The 20,079-nt window shown below is 52.5% G+C and carries 17 protein-coding genes; 8 read left to right on the top strand and 9 right to left on the bottom strand.

All coding sequences use genetic code 11. The annotated features are described in order from the left end of the window. Positions 1–103: 103 nt before the first annotated feature. Complete coding sequence (locus EHT25_RS23490) at positions 104–4,180, bottom strand: glycoside hydrolase family 9 protein (protein WP_124877599.1); 4,077 nt, start codon at positions 4,178–4,180, stop codon at positions 104–106. Positions 4,181–4,479: 299 nt separating this feature from the next. Beyond that, entirely contained in the window at positions 4,480–5,766 is a 1,287-nt protein-coding gene (locus EHT25_RS23485) for an Hsp70 family protein (RefSeq protein WP_124877598.1), read from the bottom strand. 234 nt (positions 5,767–6,000) lie between these two features. Here EHT25_RS23485 and EHT25_RS23480 point away from each other — a divergent pair, with 234 nt between their 5' ends. The 4 genes from EHT25_RS23480 (at position 6,001) to EHT25_RS23465 (ending at position 9,619) form a co-directional block, all read left to right on the top strand. Then, positions 6,001–6,651 (top strand): class I SAM-dependent methyltransferase, encoded by a 651-nt coding sequence (locus EHT25_RS23480; RefSeq protein WP_124877597.1) that lies wholly within the window; start codon positions 6,001–6,003, stop codon positions 6,649–6,651. 32 nt (positions 6,652–6,683) lie between these two features. After that, on the top strand, positions 6,684–7,025 hold the full coding sequence (locus EHT25_RS23475; RefSeq protein ID WP_124877596.1) for an MmcQ/YjbR family DNA-binding protein: 342 nt from the start codon (positions 6,684–6,686) through the stop codon (positions 7,023–7,025). Between the two features lie 159 nt (positions 7,026–7,184). After that, positions 7,185–9,071: a heparinase II/III domain-containing protein gene (locus EHT25_RS23470; protein WP_124877595.1), complete on the top strand. Its 1,887-nt coding sequence runs from the start codon at positions 7,185–7,187 to the stop codon at positions 9,069–9,071. Positions 9,072–9,184: 113 nt separating this feature from the next. Continuing rightward, entirely contained in the window at positions 9,185–9,619 is a 435-nt protein-coding gene (locus EHT25_RS23465; protein WP_124877594.1) for a DUF3592 domain-containing protein, read from the top strand. 70 nt (positions 9,620–9,689) lie between these two features. On the opposite strand, the gene EHT25_RS23460 is transcribed toward EHT25_RS23465, so the two are convergent. After that, a complete protein-coding gene (locus EHT25_RS23460) occupies positions 9,690–10,145 on the bottom strand; it encodes a hypothetical protein (RefSeq protein ID WP_124877593.1) in 456 nt (151 codons plus the stop codon). 244 nt (positions 10,146–10,389) lie between these two features. On the opposite strand from EHT25_RS23460, the gene EHT25_RS23455 reads away from it, so the two are divergent. Next, positions 10,390–10,626, top strand: a complete 237-nt coding sequence (locus EHT25_RS23455) for a hypothetical protein (RefSeq protein ID WP_124877592.1) — start codon at positions 10,390–10,392, stop codon at positions 10,624–10,626. 62 nt (positions 10,627–10,688) lie between these two features. Here EHT25_RS23455 and EHT25_RS23450 read toward each other — a convergent pair whose 3' ends face one another. Together EHT25_RS23450 and EHT25_RS23445 are read right to left on the bottom strand one after the other, a co-directional pair. Next, positions 10,689–11,759 carry an alpha/beta hydrolase gene (locus tag EHT25_RS23450; protein ID WP_124877591.1) on the bottom strand — a complete coding sequence of 357 codons (1,071 nt, stop codon included), beginning with the start codon at positions 11,757–11,759 and terminating at the stop codon, positions 10,689–10,691. 87 nt (positions 11,760–11,846) lie between these two features. Next, positions 11,847–12,884 (bottom strand): SDR family NAD(P)-dependent oxidoreductase, encoded by a 1,038-nt coding sequence (locus tag EHT25_RS23445; RefSeq protein WP_185731463.1) that lies wholly within the window; start codon positions 12,882–12,884, stop codon positions 11,847–11,849. A 271-nt stretch (positions 12,885–13,155) separates the two neighbouring features. On the opposite strand from EHT25_RS23445, the gene EHT25_RS23440 reads away from it, so the two are divergent. Further along, on the top strand, positions 13,156–14,445 hold the full coding sequence (locus EHT25_RS23440; protein ID WP_124877589.1) for a hypothetical protein: 1,290 nt from the start codon (positions 13,156–13,158) through the stop codon (positions 14,443–14,445). Between the two features lie 232 nt (positions 14,446–14,677). After that, positions 14,678–15,094 (top strand): hypothetical protein, encoded by a 417-nt coding sequence (locus EHT25_RS23435; protein WP_124877588.1) that lies wholly within the window; start codon positions 14,678–14,680, stop codon positions 15,092–15,094. Between the two features lie 56 nt (positions 15,095–15,150). Here EHT25_RS23435 and EHT25_RS23430 read toward each other — a convergent pair whose 3' ends face one another. The 3 genes from EHT25_RS23430 to EHT25_RS23420 all read right to left on the bottom strand — a co-directional run bounded on the left by EHT25_RS23430 (position 15,151) and on the right by EHT25_RS23420 (position 18,341). Next, the gene (locus tag EHT25_RS23430) at positions 15,151–15,918 is read right to left on the bottom strand and encodes a hypothetical protein (RefSeq protein ID WP_124877587.1); all 768 of its coding nucleotides are present in this window, start codon (positions 15,916–15,918) and stop codon (positions 15,151–15,153) included. A gap of 26 nt (positions 15,919–15,944) precedes the next feature. After that, positions 15,945–16,397, bottom strand: a complete 453-nt coding sequence (locus tag EHT25_RS23425) for a hypothetical protein (protein ID WP_124877586.1) — start codon at positions 16,395–16,397, stop codon at positions 15,945–15,947. A gap of 138 nt (positions 16,398–16,535) precedes the next feature. After that, positions 16,536–18,341 (bottom strand): serine hydrolase domain-containing protein, encoded by a 1,806-nt coding sequence (locus EHT25_RS23420; RefSeq protein WP_124877585.1) that lies wholly within the window; start codon positions 18,339–18,341, stop codon positions 16,536–16,538. A gap of 181 nt (positions 18,342–18,522) precedes the next feature. Here EHT25_RS23420 and EHT25_RS23415 point away from each other — a divergent pair, with 181 nt between their 5' ends. Further along, positions 18,523–19,503 (top strand): DUF4886 domain-containing protein, encoded by a 981-nt coding sequence (locus EHT25_RS23415; protein ID WP_124877584.1) that lies wholly within the window; start codon positions 18,523–18,525, stop codon positions 19,501–19,503. Between the two features lie 56 nt (positions 19,504–19,559). On the opposite strand, the gene EHT25_RS23410 is transcribed toward EHT25_RS23415, so the two are convergent. Beyond that, a complete protein-coding gene (locus tag EHT25_RS23410; protein WP_124877583.1) occupies positions 19,560–19,964 on the bottom strand; it encodes a hypothetical protein in 405 nt (134 codons plus the stop codon). Between the last annotated feature and the right edge of the window lie 115 nt (positions 19,965–20,079).

Genomic DNA, 20,079 nt, shown 5'->3' with positions numbered 1-20,079 from the left:
ATGAACCAGAGAAGGGCCTGATTGTCAGAACGGATCGAATCAAACGCCCAATTAACCACATAAACGGGCCTTCTCAGGGTATAAATGATGAATGTTTGATGAATTAATCCACCACAATCTTCTTCGTTGCTCGCGTCGTTGGCCCCTGAACGGAAAGCAGGTAAGTTCCCGGCACCAACTGGCCGATTGGAAAGGCATGTTCAGCCGGTGTAAGGATCAACGAACGCTGTCGAATGATCCGGCCGTGCGGATCCGCCAGTCGTACCTCAACGGTTTCGTTTGCCTGAAAGCCACTGAATGACAGCGTAACAACGCCCTGCTGCCGTCCGACGGGGTTCGGATAGACCCGAACGACCGGTTGGCCGTCGGGCTCTGCGGTTGCCAAACGCGCCGGGCTTAGCGCCGAAAGCTGAAGATTGTCTACATAAAACGCCGAATTGATCGCTCCGCCCGTGTCCTGAAAATACAAATCATTTAGCGTTGCCGGGCTTCCCAGACTCGCTAACGGAATGGAAATCAGTGTCCAGGCATTCGCCGTTGGCCGAACCGTATACCCCTGCGAACTCGCATTGAACGTCACCTTGAACTGCTGCCCACCAGCGGGGCCGCCGTGTACCCAGAACTGAAGCTGAGAATACGAAGCCAGATTGACCGGCGTGTCGGGGTGCAGGTACAAACCGCCCCAGCCCGCCGTATACTGCAACGCCAGTGACTTGCTGCCCGCTTTCACCGGAGTTCCGTTGTTGTAATTGCGCGTAACGCTCCACGACCAGTCGCGCCAGCCGGTTTTCAGAGCGTCGTCATAAATCAGCAAACCGCCCGGTGCGGGCTCGGTGGTTCCGCCGGTAACGGTGACGCTGGTAGTTGCTGTGCTGGTGCAGCTGTTCAGATTGACCGTCAGGGAGTACACCCCCGAAGCCGCAGGAGTTGCGTTGGCGATCGTCGGATTTTGCGCTGAAGCCGCAAAACCATCTGGTCCACTCCAGGAATACGTAGAGCCGGTTCCGGCATTGGCCGCCGTCAGATTGACCGATTGACCCGCCGAAACCGGGCTGTTGCTCGTCGCCATTGCGGTTGGCAGCGGTTTAACCGTCACCGCCGTGTTTGCCGTATACGAGTTTCCGTTACTTAAAACCGTTAGCTGATACGTTCCCGAAACCGCATTGGTCAGGGTCGGATTCTGAACCGAAGCCGTGAAACCGTTCGGCCCCTTCCAGTTATACGTCGCGCCGGTGCCCATGTTCGAAACCGTGGCCGAAAGGTTCAGCGGCTGGTTCGCACAAATCGGACTGTTGCTCGATGCGCTGACGGTGGGCGTTGGCGGGGGAGTGGTTCCTCCCGCCGAAACCAGTTGCAACTGATCGATGTAAGCTGCTGGCTGCGAGCGATTTGTTACATCCTGAATAAAAATATCCCGCAAGGTCGCCGGATTTCCGAAGGCCGAGAACGGCACGGTGACCAGCGTCCATTGGTTGGCCTGAGGGGTAAATTCGAAGCCTCCGCTGCTGTTGATCACTACCTGCATCCGTTGCCCCGCATTTGGTCCGCCATGTACCCAAAACGTTAATTTAGGATACGTACTCAATGAAACCGGGGTTTCTGCGTGCAGGTATAATGCGCCCCAACCGACGGTATTCTGAACGGAAAGTGATTTCGAACCGCTGTAAACCGGTGAGGTGGCGTTGTAATTCCGGGTCATGTTCCACGACCAGTCGACCCAGCCGGTTTGGAGTGCATCTTCGTAAATGATCAGTGAAGAGGGATCAGGAACCGGATTCGTTCCCGTTACCGAGACAACCGTCGTTGCCGTCGCCGAACAACCATTCAGGCCCACGGTCAGCGTATAGGTGCCTGATGCGGAGGTAGTTGCGTTCGATATGCTTGGGTTTTGCAGATTGCTGGTGAAGGCATTGGGACCTTTCCAATCGTACGCAGCACCGTTTCCGGCGTTAGCCGCCGTCAGGTTGAGCGACTGCCCGGCCGTCACCGGCGTGTTGCTCGAAGCCGTTGCCGTGGGAACGGGATTGACCGTTACGATTGTACTAACGGTTTGCGCCGTTCCGCCGGAGGGCGTTACCGTGAGCGAATACGTTCCGGAAGCCAGGGTCGTAGCGTTCGGAATCGTCGGATTGGCCGCGGTCGATGAAAAACCGCTCGGACCACTCCATCGAAATGATGCACCCGCTGGGGCATTGGTTACCAGCAGATTGACGGTTTGGCCGCTGCAAACCGGGCTGTTGCTCGTGGCCGAAATCACCGGTGGTTCGGTGGTTCCGCCCGGGCTGGTGAAATAAGCGACCAGAAACGTGTAACCGGCCTGGTTATAAATGGCCGGTTCCGTGATTTCCCACGACGGTTCGGGGTAGCTCGTGTTCCAGTTGCGGTAGGCTTTCATCGGGGGCTGGTTTTTCGGCGGACTGGCCGAACCGGTGTAATACTGATTTGGACCGCCGACTACAAAACCGGGTGGCGGACCAAATTGCGAACCCGCGCCGTCGTACCGCGCCGACCCATCGCGGAACCAGCTGTGGTAAAACTCATCGACGCTGTTCTCGGCCCCGGCATTCGCTCCGCGGCTGCCCATGTTGCTCAAATACGTCCAGGAAAGTGGATTTCGACCGTGAAAATAATGCAGATACTCTTCCGCAATTTCCTTATAGACAGTGGATTTGGTGGGATTGACGCCCAGTTCGACCGACAGAATCGGCAGCATGGCCCAGAGCGCTTTTTGCAGATTCGAACCCCAGGTGTAATGACCGCTCCACATCATACCCAGGTACGGATCGCTTTTCTGGTTGTAATACGATTCGATAAACCAGTCCATGGTGTTCTGGAATTTGCTTTTGATCGCCGAAACAAGGGTCGGGTTGGCCCCGGCGGTTTTGGCATAGACGTAATACGCCCGGCTTAACTCCCAACCCAGCGACGCATCCAGGTAATCGTTGGCAAAGGGGTGAAAACCGTTCTCGCTCGTGCCGCCGATATCGTTGTAATTGGCTTCGAAATACGACTTGTATTTGGCCGTTCCGGTGGTGGCAAACAGTTCAGCCGCGGCCGCAACCCGCCGACGTTTGTCGTCGTTCGAATCCGAACCCGCATCGGCAGCCGCCATCGAAGCTCCGTCTTTACCAGACGCGGGCTGCATCCCGGGCGTCGCTTCCAGATACGCCCAGGCTTTTTCCGACGCCGTCCGTAAGGTGTTGACATAACCGGGATATTGCCCCGCGTAATTACCGTACAGCCGGGCTGCATGCGCCATGATTGCCGCAAAAGTAGCTGTCGACCAGGTGGTTATGGGCGTGTAATACCGGGCTTGCGTATCCGTCGCCGGATCGTCGGAACCGTTCTCGTAGCTCGTCACCGATACGCGGTTGTGAACACCACCGTTTTCGGCCTGCATTCGCAGCATCCAGTCCAGTTCCCACTTCAGCTCATCCAGCAAATCCGGTACGCCATTACCAGACTCCGGAATGTTGGTGTTGTCGGGAAAAGCCGAAGGCCGGAGTTCATAGCCCACCATCAGATTCCACATCGTGTGGTTCAGAAACGGAATGTACTTGTTGTAATCGCCGGCATCGTACCAGCCACCGGTGACATTCCGCGGGGTCCCGGTTTGCGCCGATGAACTGTACAACAGCGCGTTGGCGTCCTGCATGTGGGCCGGGCCGTGCGTCCAGTTGCCACCGTACTGGGCCGGAATGGAGGTGCCGGAGCGCTGGTAATAAAACGTCCGGGTCGATGCCTTCAGCGCATTTGCGTAGATGTCGTCGCGCACCTCAAATTCGTACGAACGCAGGTTGTTCGCCGGATCGAAAACGTAATACGCGCCGGGTGTTGTCAGGCTCGAAAAGTCGCCGTGCCAGGCTTTGTCGCCCGAATCGGTGTGGAGGTTGCCGTTGTTCCAGATCGTTACGTTGCCCGTAAAAACCGTTCCATTATCGGACGACCGGCGAATCTGGAACTGACTGCCCGGCGTGTAGGCCAAACCGTTGTTCTGGCCGTTGACGGGATTGGCAAACACGACGATTTTCTTCGCCGACGGTCGCCAGCCAAACTGATCGACAATAATCTGTTTGCTGATGGACTGTGCTTCCGCCGTTGAAATGAGCAACCACCCGGCAAGGAGCCATTGGAGTGAATGCCAGATTCTGCTTCGGAAAAGCCGATTTTCTTTTTTCATGCTTTTGTTGTTTGGTGAAAAAAAAGGTTGAATCCGTAAAGTAGATTCCAAAACCGGTCCGACTCCAGAGCAAGCAGGCTGAAGTGCACAATTCGGGCCATCAATTGACTATTTCGTGGACCGGGATACACGGGAAGAGGTTGGTTTTGTCAGACAGAAGAGCGATTTTGTGACGGTAGAATTGCAGGAGGATTTGGCCGAAGCAGTGAGGTCAGCGGAAAAAAATAGCCCACGGTTTTAACCGTGGGCTGAGTGACCCGATTGGGTAGAGTAGATCTCCGGTATGATTTCGACCGCAATTAAACCGTTTCGATTTTTCGCTCGGCGGTTTTGCCAAATTTGTTCTGGCTATCGTACGCCAGCCCCAGCCCGACGCTGGAGAGTTTGTTTTCATCGGCGATGGCCGCGTTCGGGAAAAGGCGTTTGAATTCGGCCTGAACCAGTGGCACTTCGGTCGAACCGCCGGTGAGAATCACGAGGTCGATGTCCTGTTTTCGCACGCCCGCATTCTGCAAACACTCGGTGGCCGAGGCAATGATTTTGTCGACTTCTCCGCGAATCGATTCTTCAAACAAGGTTCGTTTGATCGGAATGAAAAAATCCGGTTCCACAAAATCGAACGGGGTTTCGTAGGTGTCAACGTTGGTGAGGGCAATTTTCGCTCCTTCGGTAGCCGCCAGAACCGTGTGCCCGGTTTCGTTTTCCAATACGCTTAACAGCCGTTTATACCGCTTTTTGTCGTGCGACTGGAACAGCAACTGCCGCGTCTGCATGATGAGTTTGGGCGTATACAGAAAGTTAACTCTGCTCCATTCCGCCAGATCGTGGAACGGTTTTAAGGGAACTTCCAGGTTTTTCTCGCCGTAGTGGCTGCGGTAACCGAGTTCGGGCATGATGGCCGCCAGACTCAGGTCTTTATCGAAATCGTTACCACCCACGCGCACCCCGGTATTGGCCAGAATATCCGACGACCGGTCGTTTTTGCGGGCCGCCTGATTCGAGAGACGGATGACCGTAAAATCGGAGGTTCCTCCGCCCAGATCGGCCACAATCGCCAGTTTCTCCCCGGTTAATTTTGCTTCGTGGGCGAAAGCTGCGGCAATCGGTTCAAACTGAAATTCAATGTGTTTGAAGCCAATTCGCCGGGCAATTTCCAGCAATTCGGCCTGCGCCTGGGCATCGGCTTCCGGCGATTGATCGATGAAATGAACCGGTCGGCCCATCACCACGTGCTCAATTTCCTGACCTGCTTCAGCATCGGCTTTGGCCTTTAGCGTTCGCAAAAAGGAAGAAATGATGGTCGAAAAATTCATGGTTGTGCCGTTTACGACGGTTCCGTGTTTCATCAGGGGCGTACCCAGCACCCGTTTCAGACTGCGCATAAACCGCCCCTGCTTCCGGTCGAAAAACAGATTGACCGCATTTCTGCCGTAAAAAGCTTTGTTATCGTCGCGCTGGAAAAAGATGGCACTCGGAATGGTTACCTGGCCGTTTTCGACCGGAACAAGGCTGATTTCGCCCGCATTGTCAATGGCAATACTTGAATTGGAGGTACCAAAATCGATTCCGCAGGAAAGGGTTGTCATCCGGTTTTGTCTTAATTTTTAGCGGGCAAAAACCGCTCGGCGTCCGAAAAATAATGCGGACGAAAACAGGCTTGCACGGCTTGTGGAGGATAAAAGGGGCGCAAATGTACGTCTAAAAATTGGTTTTGAAGTTGAAAATTTCCTACTTCAAGCTTAATAAATAGAATATGCCGGAATCTAAACCGGTTTTAGCCGTATTGAAATAGCATCTTTACCCGAAACCAACGGATACAAATGGACTTTGAAGCAGTAGCCGCCCAGTTACGAAAACCCGATGGCGAATTCGGAAAACAGGTCGGGGCCAAAATGAACGAAAGTAACTGGTACATCAACCAGTACCTGATTGAAAACCTGAACCTGAAAAGCCACGACCACCTGCTGGAGATCGGGATGGGCAACGGTTTTTTTGTCAAGGACGTTTTTGCCAAAGAGCCTTCGGTCACTTACGTAGGTTGTGATTTTTCCGAGACGATGGTGGAAGAAGCCAGCCAGTTAAATCAATCGTTTATTGAGAACGGCCAGGCTCAATTCATAGTGGCTTCCACGACCAGGCTGCCGTTTGCGAACGAAACGTTTGATACGGTTTTTACGATCAATACGCTGTATTTCTGGGAAAAACCGTCGGAGGACCTGGCTGAAATTCGCCGGGTTCTGAAACCAGGCGGGGAATTACAGATCGCCATCCGACCGAAGCCCCTCATGAAAAAGCTGCCTTTTACGCAGTACGGTTTTACGTTGTACGAGAAAGAAGACGTTGTGGATTTGCTTTCTGCCAGCGGTTTTCGCCTGATCGGGGTAGTTGAAAAAGACGAGCCTGTGCATCAGAAAGTCAACGGCGATTCGGTTCAGATGGTAACTGTAATTGTGCGAGCCGGAAAATACTAAGCAACCCGTTTTATTTCACTTCCGGTCGAGCTATGGTAAGCAATGCAGTATTTCGAGAATTGGCGCTGGCGCTTCCGGATACGGTAGAACTCCCGCACTTTGAAAACACGTCTTTTCGCATCAAAAAGAAAATTTTTGCGACCTTGTCAGAGAAAAATAACCGGGCCTGCCTGAAATTTTCGGAGGTTGATCAATCGGTTTTTTCGTCGTTCGACCAAACCGTTATTTACCCCGTTCCGAACAAATGGGGCAAGCAGGGCTGGACGTTTATCGAATTGGCAAAAGTGGAAGAAGAAACGCTGATCGACGCGTTGAAAACCGCTCATCAGCAGGTGGTCAATGCGTCCCAACGTAAACCGAAAACGAACGGGTAAATCGCACACATTGGTTGCCGCAATTAACGGGTATTCTGGTGCTTTCAGTCTCCTGGAGAGAGGAATGGATTTCTGGAAATGGCGGGATAAATTGCAGTAAATCGGCCTGAGCAAGCCCTTTTGATGAACTAAGCTCCTACCTAATACGGAAAGAATGGCATGAGAACGCTAGGAATTTTCATCCTCCTCTGGTTTGGAATCCGTCAAACGTCGGCTCATGCCCAACTGGATTCCATCCGTGCCACTGCAACACTTTCTGAACATCCGAGAATTCTGCTTAGCCAGGGTGAAGTTCAGGCACTCCAACAGGCAATTCAATCCGATACCAGCCTAGGTCTCGTTCACCAACTACTGTTAGCCCAGTGTGATAGTATATTGCTGAGCAAGCGGAGTGCGTTAAGTCCCACGCGGGTGGGTCGTATCCAGCACAGCGACGTCCGAGAAGCGCTGCGACGGCTTTTTGCCCTTTCCTACGGCTGGCGATTGACGGGGCGGCAGGCCTATTTTGACCGGGCAAAACACGAACTTTGGATGGTGCTGATTGTCTATTGGCATCGGGAGCAGGTCGAACACCTGGCCGAAATCACCACGGCGGCTTCCCTGGCTTACGATTGGTTGTATAGTAACTTATCGCCCAGAGACCGTGATTTTGTGCAAAAAACAATCATCAAAAAGGGACTAGAGGCAGCTTTCATTCCTCGCGATAGCAGTTGGACCGTTCCCACCGATTATCAAAAACAAGTTGTTAACACGGGCCTGGTTTTCGGTGCGTTAGCCATCTATGAGACTCAACCGGAACTGGCTCGTTCAATCTTAAACCGGTCGATACGTTCGACCAGGCAATTACTGACACACTACGAACCGGACGGGGCTTATCCTTATGGCTATTCGGCCTGGAGTTACGCTACGAGTTTTACGGCTCTATTAATCAGTGCTTTACAGAACGAATTTAAAACCGATTTTGGCTTACTGGCCCAAACTGGCTTTTTAAAAACGGCGGCTTACGGACTCCATATGCGGGCTCCTTCGGGCAACTGCTTCAATTATGGGAAAGCCGATCTGGAAGCCCCGCTTCAACCCGTCCAATTTTGGCTTGCCCACCGGGCGGAGAATCAGTGGGCCGGATGGAAGGAACGAAACTGGTTAGTAAGCAAAAAGGCGAATGCCTGGCAGAAAGAAGCGCTCTTACCCGCCCTGTTGATCTGGAGTTATCGTCAACCGTTGACTGGGAACAGTCAACCTCCAGGCCAGGTATGGGTAGGTAGGGGTAAGGCTCCCATTGCGCTGCTCCGCAGCTCGTGGCACGATTCAACCGCCTTGTTTATGGGATTAAAAGCAGGGACTCCCTCACTGGCGGATGCCCACATGGATGTCGGTTCATTTGTAGTCGAGTCGCAGGGGGTTCGATGGGCGATCGATCTGGGGCCTCAAAATATGGATTCCTTACAATTGGCCGGTGTCGATATGCAACAAACAAACCAGAATGCCCCCCGCTGGTTGGTTTATCGAAATTCAACAATGGGGCACAACACCCTGGTGGCGAATTATGGCGCTCAACTGGTGAACGGATTTGCTCCAATTAGTAGTCATTCCAATCAACCGGCTTTTCTGAATGCGATTACCGATTTGACCTCCCTGTATGCAGATGATCTGGTGAGTGCCCGACGGGGTGTTGCCATACGTAATGGCCGGTCCATGCTCGTTCAGGATGAGGTGGAAACCGGTTCTAAAGAAACGGTTATGCGGTGGGCGTTTGTAACGGGAGCGGAGGTTGAACGGATTGATTCGCACCGGGCCATTCTTAGCCAATCGGGCAAGAAACTGCTGGTTGCCCTGGACCCGGGTTCGGGGCTAACACTGCGTACCTGGTCGACCGGGCCCCGTTATGAGCACGATTCGGTTAATCCGGGCACAATGCAAGTGGGTTTCGAAACCACAATTCCTCCCGGAACGAAACGATCGTGGAAGGTGGAATTCATTCCTGAAATCGTTTCACTTGAAGCCGTTTCACCGATGGTTCCGCTGGCACAATGGCCCCATGAATAAGCGTGTATTCAACTAGCTTGTTGATGGGTAAGCTGACCTTTGAACAACGGACAGGAACTAACGATAACAAGCTTGATGATGGAATCTGTAACTAAAAATACGGTCTGCTAACGATGGATTTTCCCGCCGGTGAACTGTTTATTCTACTCTTCTTTTCAGTCGGGTTGACGCTCGTCGGCATTGGCTATTCCATCTTTCGGAAGCGCCGGAACCTGACTCAAAACGGAATGGCCGCCAAAGGCATCGTCATCGGATTGCACCGGATTGAGCGACGCGATTATCCGCTGGCACCTTCCATTCGGTACCAGACCGCCGAAGGCCAGGAGGTGGTTTTTCACAGTTCGGAAGGGCGGAATCCGCCGAAATACCGGGTGGGCGACGAAGTGACGCTTTACTACGATCCCAGCGATTTCCAGCATGTTCAGCTGGCGGGTGATTACCTGATGGTGTATGTATTTTCCGGAATGGGAGCGGTTTTTCTGCTGCTTTCCGTTTGGGAAGTTGCCGATTCGGTCGGAACGATCTGGCAGTGGGTGTGGGGAAGTTAAACAGAAAACCGCCCGAAACAAAAAAGCCGACCCTTCAACCAGGTCGGCTCTGTGAAAAGAAACGCAATCCTTATTTTTTACCGGCAAACCGGATTTCAACCGTGTCGCCATCCGAGGTTCCCGATGCTTCGAAAACCAGTTTTCCGGCCGAAATTTCGGCAATTTGTGAACCGCCATCACTGAAGAGACCATAATTTGCTCCGTCGGCTTTGACTTCATATTCACCCAAATCCAGTTCCCGATCGTCTTCACCCGTTGCTTTGAGCAACAGAACCAGTGAAACGATTCCGTCCGAGGTTTTTTTCATCTGGGCTGTAGCCGAGACCGTTACGCCTTGCTGCGTAACCGGTAAGGTTTTGTAAGTAACCACGCTTTCGCCATTGACTTCGTAGGCAAATGAACTCAGTTTGTAGGTTCCGGCCACGGCGCTGGCGGGGTCTTTTGGGGTTACTTCCGTTTTTTCGGAATCTTTTTTACAGGCGGCAAAGGTGACCAGTGCAAACAGGAAAATCAGTACTTTTTTCATCAGTGTAGTTGTTTAATGTTCGATACAAACGTAGCACCGAACGTACCCGGCAACCAATTACTGGTGACATGAACTGTTACTTTTGATTCCTGAAACGTTATCAAACCGGATTGATTCCGCTCCAATGACTTTCCGGCAAAAAGGCGGATTGGGACCAAATGATCTGATTGACACCCTCCCAGTGGGTATTTTTCGAACAAACCGGTTTTCCGAAAGTTCTTTTAGAAAGCAATCATCTCAACGCATGAAAACGAAACATTGGATTTTGGGGCTGTCACTGGGGCTGCTCACGGCCTTTTCACAACTGGCTTGTGAGTCCAAAACAGAAAAGAAAGCCGAGAAAGTCGGCGACGAATACAAGGATGTCATTAAGGCCCAAAACGAGGGCGATAGCAGCGGTGTGCAGGAAGAACAGGCCGAACTCGATTCGGCCCGCCAGGATTATCGGGAGCTGGCGAAAGACTCGACACGCAAGGAATGAGTTCGGAAACGTCATAAAAAACCGGTACCGTTTCTTCGGAGCTTGTACCGGTTTTTTTATGGTTACCGGCGCTTCGTTTGCTCGAACGACAGATTTTCCGAAAAGAACTGCAATACTTTTTTCTCGATGCGCTCACCAATGCGGTTGATGTGGTCGCCATCGTACTCCTCGTAGGTGTGTTTGATCTGATAGTCGTTCAACACGCTGTTCAATACTTTATTGCTGGCGGCAATGCCCACGTCTTTCGATCCGGCGTCGAAAGCAATGGCGTGTAATTTTTTGAGATTGGGAATGTACTGATCAATCATGGCGAGGGGGGCATTCGCGGCCATTTTGGCCATCAGGCCCGCTTGCGTTTGCGCGTCTTTGGAAGGCAAATCGATGTAAAAAGGCGGTTTTTTCGGATTAGGAGTCCAGGCAGCTGCCGTCGCAAAAGCCGCTTTTACCCCGAAATCCGCTTTTACGAGCGCCGAATCCGACTGAATTGCTTCGATCCGGGCCAAAGCGGCTTCGTTGCGGTTTTGATTCAGGTTGGCATTCATGCAGCAGGGGCTCAGCAGGTAAATGCTGGAAAAAATTTCGGGGTGTTTCTGGCCGATGCGCATGGTGCCATAACCACCCATCGAGTGTCCGGTTAATCCCCGGCTGGCGGCAGTCGCGATCGTGCGGTAATGACTGTCGATGTAACTCACCAGTTCGTAGGCGACGTAATCTTCCCAGTTGCCGGTGGTCACCGAATTGGAGTAAAAACTGCCGAAAAACCGGGTGTAGGCGTTAGGCGTAACGATAATCATTTCGCGCACGGCGGGGTCGGCAAACGCTTTATCGACCACTTCCGGGAGATTGATCCAGTGTTTGGTAAAACCGTACCACTGGGCGTCGTTGTCGGTAAAACCGTGCAGCAGATACAACACCGGATACCGGCGGTTTTTGTCCGTTTTATAACTGGGCGGTAAATAAACCGAAACGTCGCGGTCGGGAGAGTCACCGGACAGGTTGCCTTCCAGCCCTTTTCCGTGAACTTTAATGCGCTCTGCAGTGCCTTTCTTGGGAGAAGCAGTCTGGCTTTTGGCGGGGAAAGTGATGAAGAGCGCGAAGCCGAGGAGCAGCGCCGGAAGAATAGCGGTTTTCATGATCGATTCAGGAATGCGTTGGTTCGGCAACTTACTGATAAGTTGACCAATGACCAAAGCATTCCGGAACCGTACCTGTAAAAATCATCACCATTTAAACTGATTATTGGCTTCGGCCGCATCGTCGGTTTTGGTCGTAAAAATCGAGCGGGTCAGGGCGGTTTCGCTGTCTTTGCCTTTGGCGCGTTGCTCACCAATTCCGCCCGGTGCGGGCAGCAGTAAATTGATTACCGACAGAACCTCCGCCGTCAGTCCCGGAAGCAGGCCGTGGACGGCGGCAGCTACTTTGGCGGGTAACGAAATGATCAGTTCGGCCCGGCCGTAGCGGCTGGCTTCCAGAATTTGCCGGGCGCTTTCTTCCGCACTTTTCGACAAAACCGGCAGCGAATCGCCAATTTTGAACCAGGCATATTCCTTTTCGTTCTGGCCTTTAAACAGCGCATTTCTCGGGCTACCCGTCCGCATCAGTCCCGGGCAAACCGTGGTGACGTAAATGCCGTCTTTCAATAATTCGGAACGAAGCCCTTCGGAATACCCGACCAGCGCAAATTTACTGGTGGAGTACGGCATCAGGTGCGGAAATGCCACTTTACCGCCAAAGGAAGCAATATTGATGATGCGGGAACCGGTTCCTTTTCGGGCGCGCATCTGGGGCAAAACCGCATTGATGGTGTGAAACGCCGACCAGAAATTGGTTTCCATCACTTCCCGAAAATCGGCCTCCGTGGCGTGTTCGAAGGGCGTTACCAGAATCGTACCGGCGTTGTTGACCAGCACATCGACCGGCCCGATGGTTTCCTGGACGGCCTGAATGAAGGCCGTTACCTGCGCTTTATCCGTGATGTCACAGGCATACGTAAAAACCGTACCGCCGTTCAGTTCCAGATCGGCTTTGGCCCGTTCCAGGTCGGCTTCGTCGCGGGCGCAAATGGCGATGTTCGCTCCTTCCTGCGCAAATTCCCGCGCCAGCACCAGCCCTAATCCGCGCGACCCGCCGGTGATGACCACGGTTTTTCCGTTAAAATCGGTTTTACGCCAGTGATCGAGCATCGTTTTTGCCGCTACGGCAACGCCAATGCCCGCCAAACTCCACAGGCCAAGTTTGTTCGTGTTGGATAACCTCATCGTTCGTGTGTCTTTCCGGTATATAGGTATTCAACTGGCTTTCCGCTGGAATGTTGCCGATCCGGGGCAGAACCTTTTGAGTTCTGATTCTGAAAAACCGGTTTTTTCGGCGGAGAAGGATCACCCTGCCCGCGGTTTTTTCCGGTTGGATGACAAATTGTTTCGGTTGAAACCTAATGCTTTCGCGAAAACCGGTGGCCGCGGAGAATCTTTGCTATACGAAAAGCAACGAAATCGGCTTTTCGACTAAACAACAAAAACGACGGAACACATGAAACGAGTTACCTACCTTCTGGTCTGGCTTTTCCTGTACGGCCTGTTTATGGCGGCCTGTAAACACGATATTGATCCGGCAACGCCGGTTGCCGAAACCCCCGGGACAACTAACCCCAATCCTCCAAAACCTGAAACCGGGGCCGTTCAGCCGGTAGGCATTCCGCTGGGAACGGCGGTGGTTCAAACGATTGGCCCCACGGGTGGTTCCATTACGGCCGAAGACGACCGGTTTACCGTCACGATTCCAGCCGGAGCTTTGACGAAAGACGTCGAAATTTCGGTTCAGCGCATTACGAACACGAATGGAACGGGCGTCGGAGATGGTTACCGGATGCTGCCGGACGGCCAGCAGTTTGCCAAACCGGTGACGATGACAGTGCATCGTACGGCCGAAGAAGGGCGACGGACTTTCCCGAAAGCCTGTGGAATTGCGTACCAAAACGCCAAAGGAGTCTGGATGGCGGTCGGTGGTACTCAGGTTGACACCACCAACCACACGGTTTCGATTGAAGTGAATCACTTTACGGATTTCACGTTTTTCGAGTACGTTTACCTGGAACCTGAGTTGACCGCCATCGATCCGGGGCAATCCGTCGACATCAAGCTCTTTGGCCTGAGCTCGATCAATTGGCTCCTGGAGGATTTTCCCAAAGGTTCGGAGCGGCCGCTGCCAAAACCGACTCCGATCGAATACCTCGACGGCTGGGAAGTACGGGGTGAAGGTAGTTTGCGAGGTTCCGGAAAAGAAGTAACCTATCAGGCGCCCAGCCAGCTACCGAATTCAAATCCGGTGGTGGTGGTGGCCAAACTGAAGTCGCCGGGAAAAGAAGTGGCCCAATTGCTTTCAACCATTTACGTACTCAAAGAAGGTATATCGCTGCAGGCCGGTGGGGGCGACTGGGTTCATTTTCCGAAAGCCGGGGCGCACCTGCGGGGAACGATCAAGGGGCTTGACGGAGAAAATGGCCAACAGACGGTGAACATCAAATGGCAAGCGGGTGCCAAACCGATCGATGCCCTCGGAATCTACCCCTGGGCGAAGGATTATCCGGGCATTATCTATCGTCCGAATCCGATTACGGAATATACCCACTTATACATTGTCAATAAACAAGTGTATGTTAGCCCGGGATCACTGAAGGCTTCGAATATGCAGTATGGTGTCATTATGGGCACGTTTGATGTGCAGTCATCGGGGGTTATAGTGACTTCGATCCCACCGGTGGTTTCCACGTCCTCCCTGCGAGGGGTGTTCCGGGTCAAGTGCATGGATTGTGTCAGGTAATCCGTCAGAACAACAGCCATTGCCAGTTTATTGAAAGCAGGTCGCGGCACCGTGTTGCGACCTGCTTTTTATGTATTCTGGTACTTATCGGATAAAAAGTAGAAATGATCGGTAAAAACCGGTCGTTTGTCGATGAATGAGGGGGTTTGAAAGAAAAAAATAAAACCGCATTAAACGTTGGGGTGGGTTGGTCCTCTAAGAGACATATTACAACAAATAAACACGACCAACCATGAAAACGACCATCTTCACGCTCGTCACATTTGCAGTATTAAGCGCCGGAACGGCAATGGCTCAACGCGGTTATGACAACGATCGCTACCCGGCTCCCAACCCAAGATATGACGACAACCGATACAATAACCAACGGTACGACGACATTCAGGAAGACATCCGGATTGACCGGCTGGACGCCATTGTCGGCTTGTCACGGCATCAGGAACGGCAATTGAAACGCATCGAAGACCGGTATGATTACCGCGAAATGGAAGCCGCCAGACGCCGGGACCCGCAGGCTTATCAATACACGCTCCGTCGGAAAAATCAGGAAATGATGTCGGTGCTGACGCCGTTCCAACGCGAGCGATTATTTGCTTATCAACAACAATACCGCCGGAATGATCGGGGTTATTACGGTCGCCGGTACTAATGAACGAGGGGTTTAAAAACGGAAAAAGCGGAGCAATCCGCTTTTTTTTGTTTTGCTTATTGCCAGACCTGAAACCGTTTGACGCCAATGCTGATGGACTCCGGACCGGGACGAATGCCGCCCCGGTGACCGATCAGTACTCCCAATTTTCCGCGCCCCGCCGATTCGACATTCTCATCGAAAAGTATTCGCCCATTTACACTGACAGTTAGGTGGTTGCCAAACCGCTCGACGCGGATCACTTGGTTATTTTCACTGGCAATCAGGCCACCCAGATTGAAATGTTCGTCGTCATCACCGGTTTCGACGTACAAGGTGTTGGGTGACGCGTAAGCGGCCTGGTAGTGTTTTGGATTCTGGTCGCCCTTATATTGGGCATCCCAGAAAATACCGGCGAAGGCATCCGAGCCCCAGGTACCCGTCTGCATTTCGGCCGCAAAATCGCCGAAATCGTCTTTCGAGGTCATAAAATAATCCTGCGCATTTTGTCCCTTGTAAATCAGGCCCGTGAAATCGAGTTGGTTTTTTTCGAACTTGAAATACGGGATCTTTTCGTACCGGAAGGCAAGCTGTTCGAACCGGTTTTTGGCAAAATTCTCGTCGATGACCAGCTTCATCATGGCTTTTTTCGCTTCGATTTCTTTCTGAAAAACCGCCTGTTCCTTCTGACGAATGGCTTCTTTTTTGGCGTCTTCGATTTTCTGCGCGGCATCCTGTTTTCGTTTTTCCTGTAATGCGGCCACATTTTCCGGTTTGTTGGCCCATTGGACAAACAGATAGCCAAGAGCCAGAATAGAAACGATAACGATGGCTAAGATTTTCATGGGTTTTTGGAAATAAAAAGAGGAAATTAATTGCACGCGACTTTCAGGCAGTTGATGACGGATTTTGGAATTTCTTTCAATTTTTCGCATAGATAGTCGCCTTCCGACAGGGCAACTCGTTTCCATTTTCCGTGGCTAACCTTCAGGATCTGACCCGCCCCCTGCGCGGTTTCCTGCTTCTTTTTATCGAGGAGATTGAGACTGACCTCGGCATATGCTCCGCAAAAACCGCCACTGCTGACTTCCACTGGTTGCTGGTCGATTACTTTGCCGGATTCGAGTTCAGCCATGTAGGCTACTTTTCCAATTTTGATCTGTAGAAACACATCACCTTTGGAATGCGCATCGGGCTGGCGGGCTTCACTAACGAGGTGGGCGATCAAGGTCGATTCTTTGGGAGTTTGCGCCCGCACCGGACGAAAAGCCAGGAAAAGCGCATCAAATACAAGCGTGCCTACCACTAATAAACGTGTTTTCATCGGGCCTCAAATGCCGGTTATTCCGAAAGGTAACGGGCAAAAGTCTTCCCGATAACCAAACTCGATGTCGGGTGGGGCTGGGTTTGCAGGTGGTGATGAACCGGTCATATCCGGCAAAACCGGTTTTTCGAATGGCGGTCAATTGCCCTGAACGATGGCTTCGTAAAACTTGTCGAGAATCAGGGAGCGTAAATTAATCGTCGGCTTTCCGTAGGTTTTGGAATCGTCGGGATACACGCGATTGGTCAGGCAGATGTACACCAAATTGTACTTGGGATCGACCCAGACGTAGGTGCCGGTGTAGCCCGTATGGCCGTAAGACAAGGGAGAAGGGTAGGCTTTCGGGCCTTCTTTCGGATTGGCCGCCCGCGCAAAACCGTATCCGCGACCACTCGCTTTGGATTGCTCCGACGTGAAAAGATCAACCGTAGCGGGCTTGAAATAGGTTATTCCTCCATACGAGCCTTTGTTCAGATAAAGTTGCCACAAAATGGCGAGGTCGTTGGCGTTGGAAAACAGACCGGCATGCCCCTCAACTCCGCCCGCCATAGCCGCCCCCGGATCGTTGACGTACCCCTGTACCCGCATACTCCGGAACCAGTTGTCGTTTTCGGTGGTCGGCGCAATGCGGGAGGGGGGAAACCGGTTCCGGGGCAGAAACCCCATCGTCTGTAACCCCAGCGGCCGGTAGAATTCGTGCTGCACGTAGTCGTTCAGTTTTTGATGCGTTACGGTTTCAATCACCTCTTTCATCATGTACATACTGACGTCGCTGTACACAAATTTCCCCCGGGTTCCTCCGGTGGATTTCAGCGTCACGGGCCACATGACTTCTTCAAAATAATTGGCCCGCAGGAAATAACCATCGGCCACTTTGGTTGGGAAAGCCGCGGAGGAATCCTTGCTTAAATCCAGCGGTTTGAGCTGTTCGTAGAATTTGATGTAGGGCGTATACCCGGCTTCGTGGAGCATCGCTTCCCGAATGGTGATCGTCGCCTTGTCCGGGATCGACCGGGTGCGGGCCACATACGTGCTGACGGGCGTTTTCAGGTCGATGATGTTCTGATCGACCAGTCGCATGATGGACGGTGTGGTGGCACTGACTTTGGTGACCGACGCCAGATCGAAAAGATCGTCGGGCTTGGTCACTTCCTCCGGCGAATAGGTGTGATGCCCGTATGCTTTATGAAAAACCACCTGCCCGTCCTTCGCCATCAGCACGACGGCTCCGGGCGTTACGTGGTCGGCAATGGCCACTTTCACCAGTGAATCAACGGAAGTCAGGCGGTTGCTATTCACCGAAACGGCTTCGGGAACCGAATAGCCCAGCCGAATTTTTTGCGTCGAATAACCGCTCCCCTGCCCAAACGACTTGCTGTAGGTCGCCGGAAGGCGATTGGAGGTTGCCAGGCCCCCGAAGAGCAATTGGGCCGCGACCGAAGCACTTTCGGTTGACTGAACCGGACACCAGATAATGGGAGAACGCAGCGATTCCAGATCCGCCAGCTTCTTTCCGTTCCCGGCCAGCACCACAACTACTTGGTTGATGGCTTCCTGATCTTTGATGAAATTCAGTAGGCGGGCGTCAATGGGTGTTAAATCCGAAAGCGTGACGAGAATCAGATTGTACAGTTTGAGCCGGTCATGCAGCGCAAACACGGCCGAATCGGTTGGTGCGGGTTTAAGCGAAAAGCTGGTAACCCGGCTGTATTTGGAAACAAGGCTGTCAAAAACTGCCGGATGCCCAAAGGCGTTGTGTACACTGGCGATCCGTAAATCCCGGAGGTTGACGACGGGCACCAGCCCCGACGGATTATTGAGTAGCACAATCTGCTTTTCGGCATTTTTGATGGCCATTAACCGGCGAAGGTTCGTGGATTGATTTTGGGCAAAACCGGTGCTCCACCCCAGCAACAGCAGCAGGCTCGTCAGAAACTGTTTCATAGGTGGCAAGTAACGGGATTATTGCTGATTTTTCAACCGTTTCCGCTTTGGGATTCAATTTTCATCGTCAGGGGAAAATGCGGTTTCCCGGCAGTAAACCGATTAAAAGCCGTCTTTGGAAAGTATAATCCCACCCGGCGGGTCTTTTTCCGGCAGTAATTGTTTCGTTAACATGTTCAAAATGAATCTACAAAACCGCCCGATTCGGCTTCCCGCGCTGTTTGCTGCTGTCGTTTTTTTGCTCCTGGTTTTTACCGGGAAAATCGCCGTTTCCCAAACCGGTTCGCCGGGCAACACCGAAAATAAAAAGAAAGGCTCACCGCTTCATCTGTTTATCATCGGCAACAGTTTTTCGGGAAATGCGGCCAAATACCTGCGGGAGTTGAGCGAAGAGGGCGGGCATGAGCTGACCATTGGCCGGGCCGAGCTGGGCGGTTGTTCGTTGCAACGCCATTGGGAAATTGCCGAAGCCGCCGAGGCCAATCCGGACAATCCGAAAGGCAAGGCTTATAACGGAAAATCACTGAAAATGCTGCTTTCGGAAGGGAAGTGGGATGTCGTAACGCTGCAACAGTATTCGATGCTTTCGGGCGATGTGGACTCGTACCGGCCGTATGCGAAGAAACTGTACGACTATATTAAAAAGTTACAGCCTTCTGCCAACATTGTGTTTCACCAAACCTGGGCCTATCGTGCCGACGCCGACGGTTTTGGCCAGGTTGCCCAGGGAGTTCTGGCCAAAAGCGAAAAGGAAATGTGGGAAAAATCGCGGGCGGCTTACCACACAATTGCCCGCGAACTGGGCGCTTCCCTTATTCCCACCGGCGACGCGTTCTGGCGGATTAGCTCAGACTCGAAATGGGGTTTTCAGAAAGATACCGGTTTTGATTATAGCCAGCCCCAGGCGCCCAATCTGCCGAACCAAAACCATTCGCTGCACATGGGTTATACCTGGAACAACAACAAACTGGGGTTTGATTCGCACCACGCCAATGCGGCTGGGTGTTACCTGGGTTCGCTGGTCTGGTACGGTTTTCTGTTCCACGAATCCCCCGTCAGGCTGAAGTTTGTTCCCGAAGGCGTAGCGGATGATTTTGCCGCGCAGTTGAAGAAAACCGCCTGGACTACGGTTCAGACGGTTGGCAAAAGTAGTGTCAAATAAGCGGGTTGACGCAATACCAGCAAAAAACCGGTCCAACGCGGGCCGGTTTTTTGCTTTTAGTTCAGGGCGATCAGACGTCCTGAAAAGCTGGGGAGGGGCTGCTGAGTTGTCAGCGTAAGGTGATTAACCCTGGCATGAAAACCGTCGGTGATGACAACCTGATAAGCGCCGTCGGGCAAGGTGCTGATGTCCATCATGATCCGGGCGGTTTTCTGCCGTTTCCCAACCCGCTGAACGAAGAATTCGTGGCCACGGCTGTTCACCAGCCGGACTTCAACCACTCCGCCCACCAACTTATCGACGGCGACCCGAAGTTTCCCCTGGGCGTCGGTGTAGAGACTACTCTGATAGCTGCGGACGCTGGAGGTCGGGAGGGGTTGGCTGGTGGCTGCGGAAGTAGCAGAAAGGCTACCGAAGCTCAGTGCAAAAGCGAAAAACAGCGGTTTGACAAGCGTTTTCATGATCTGAGGAGTTTAGTGTGATATCCGTTTTGGATGATTCAAAGGTCAACTTCAGAGCGGGAAAACGCTGTCACAAATCGGTCATTGGCTACCATTTTTGAGAAATGGCAACTTT

The sequence above is a fragment of the Larkinella rosea genome (assembly GCF_003858635.1).
GTDB lineage: Bacteria > Bacteroidota > Bacteroidia > Cytophagales > Spirosomataceae > Larkinella > Larkinella rosea.
This window is presented reverse-complemented; position numbering and strand designations above follow the sequence as displayed.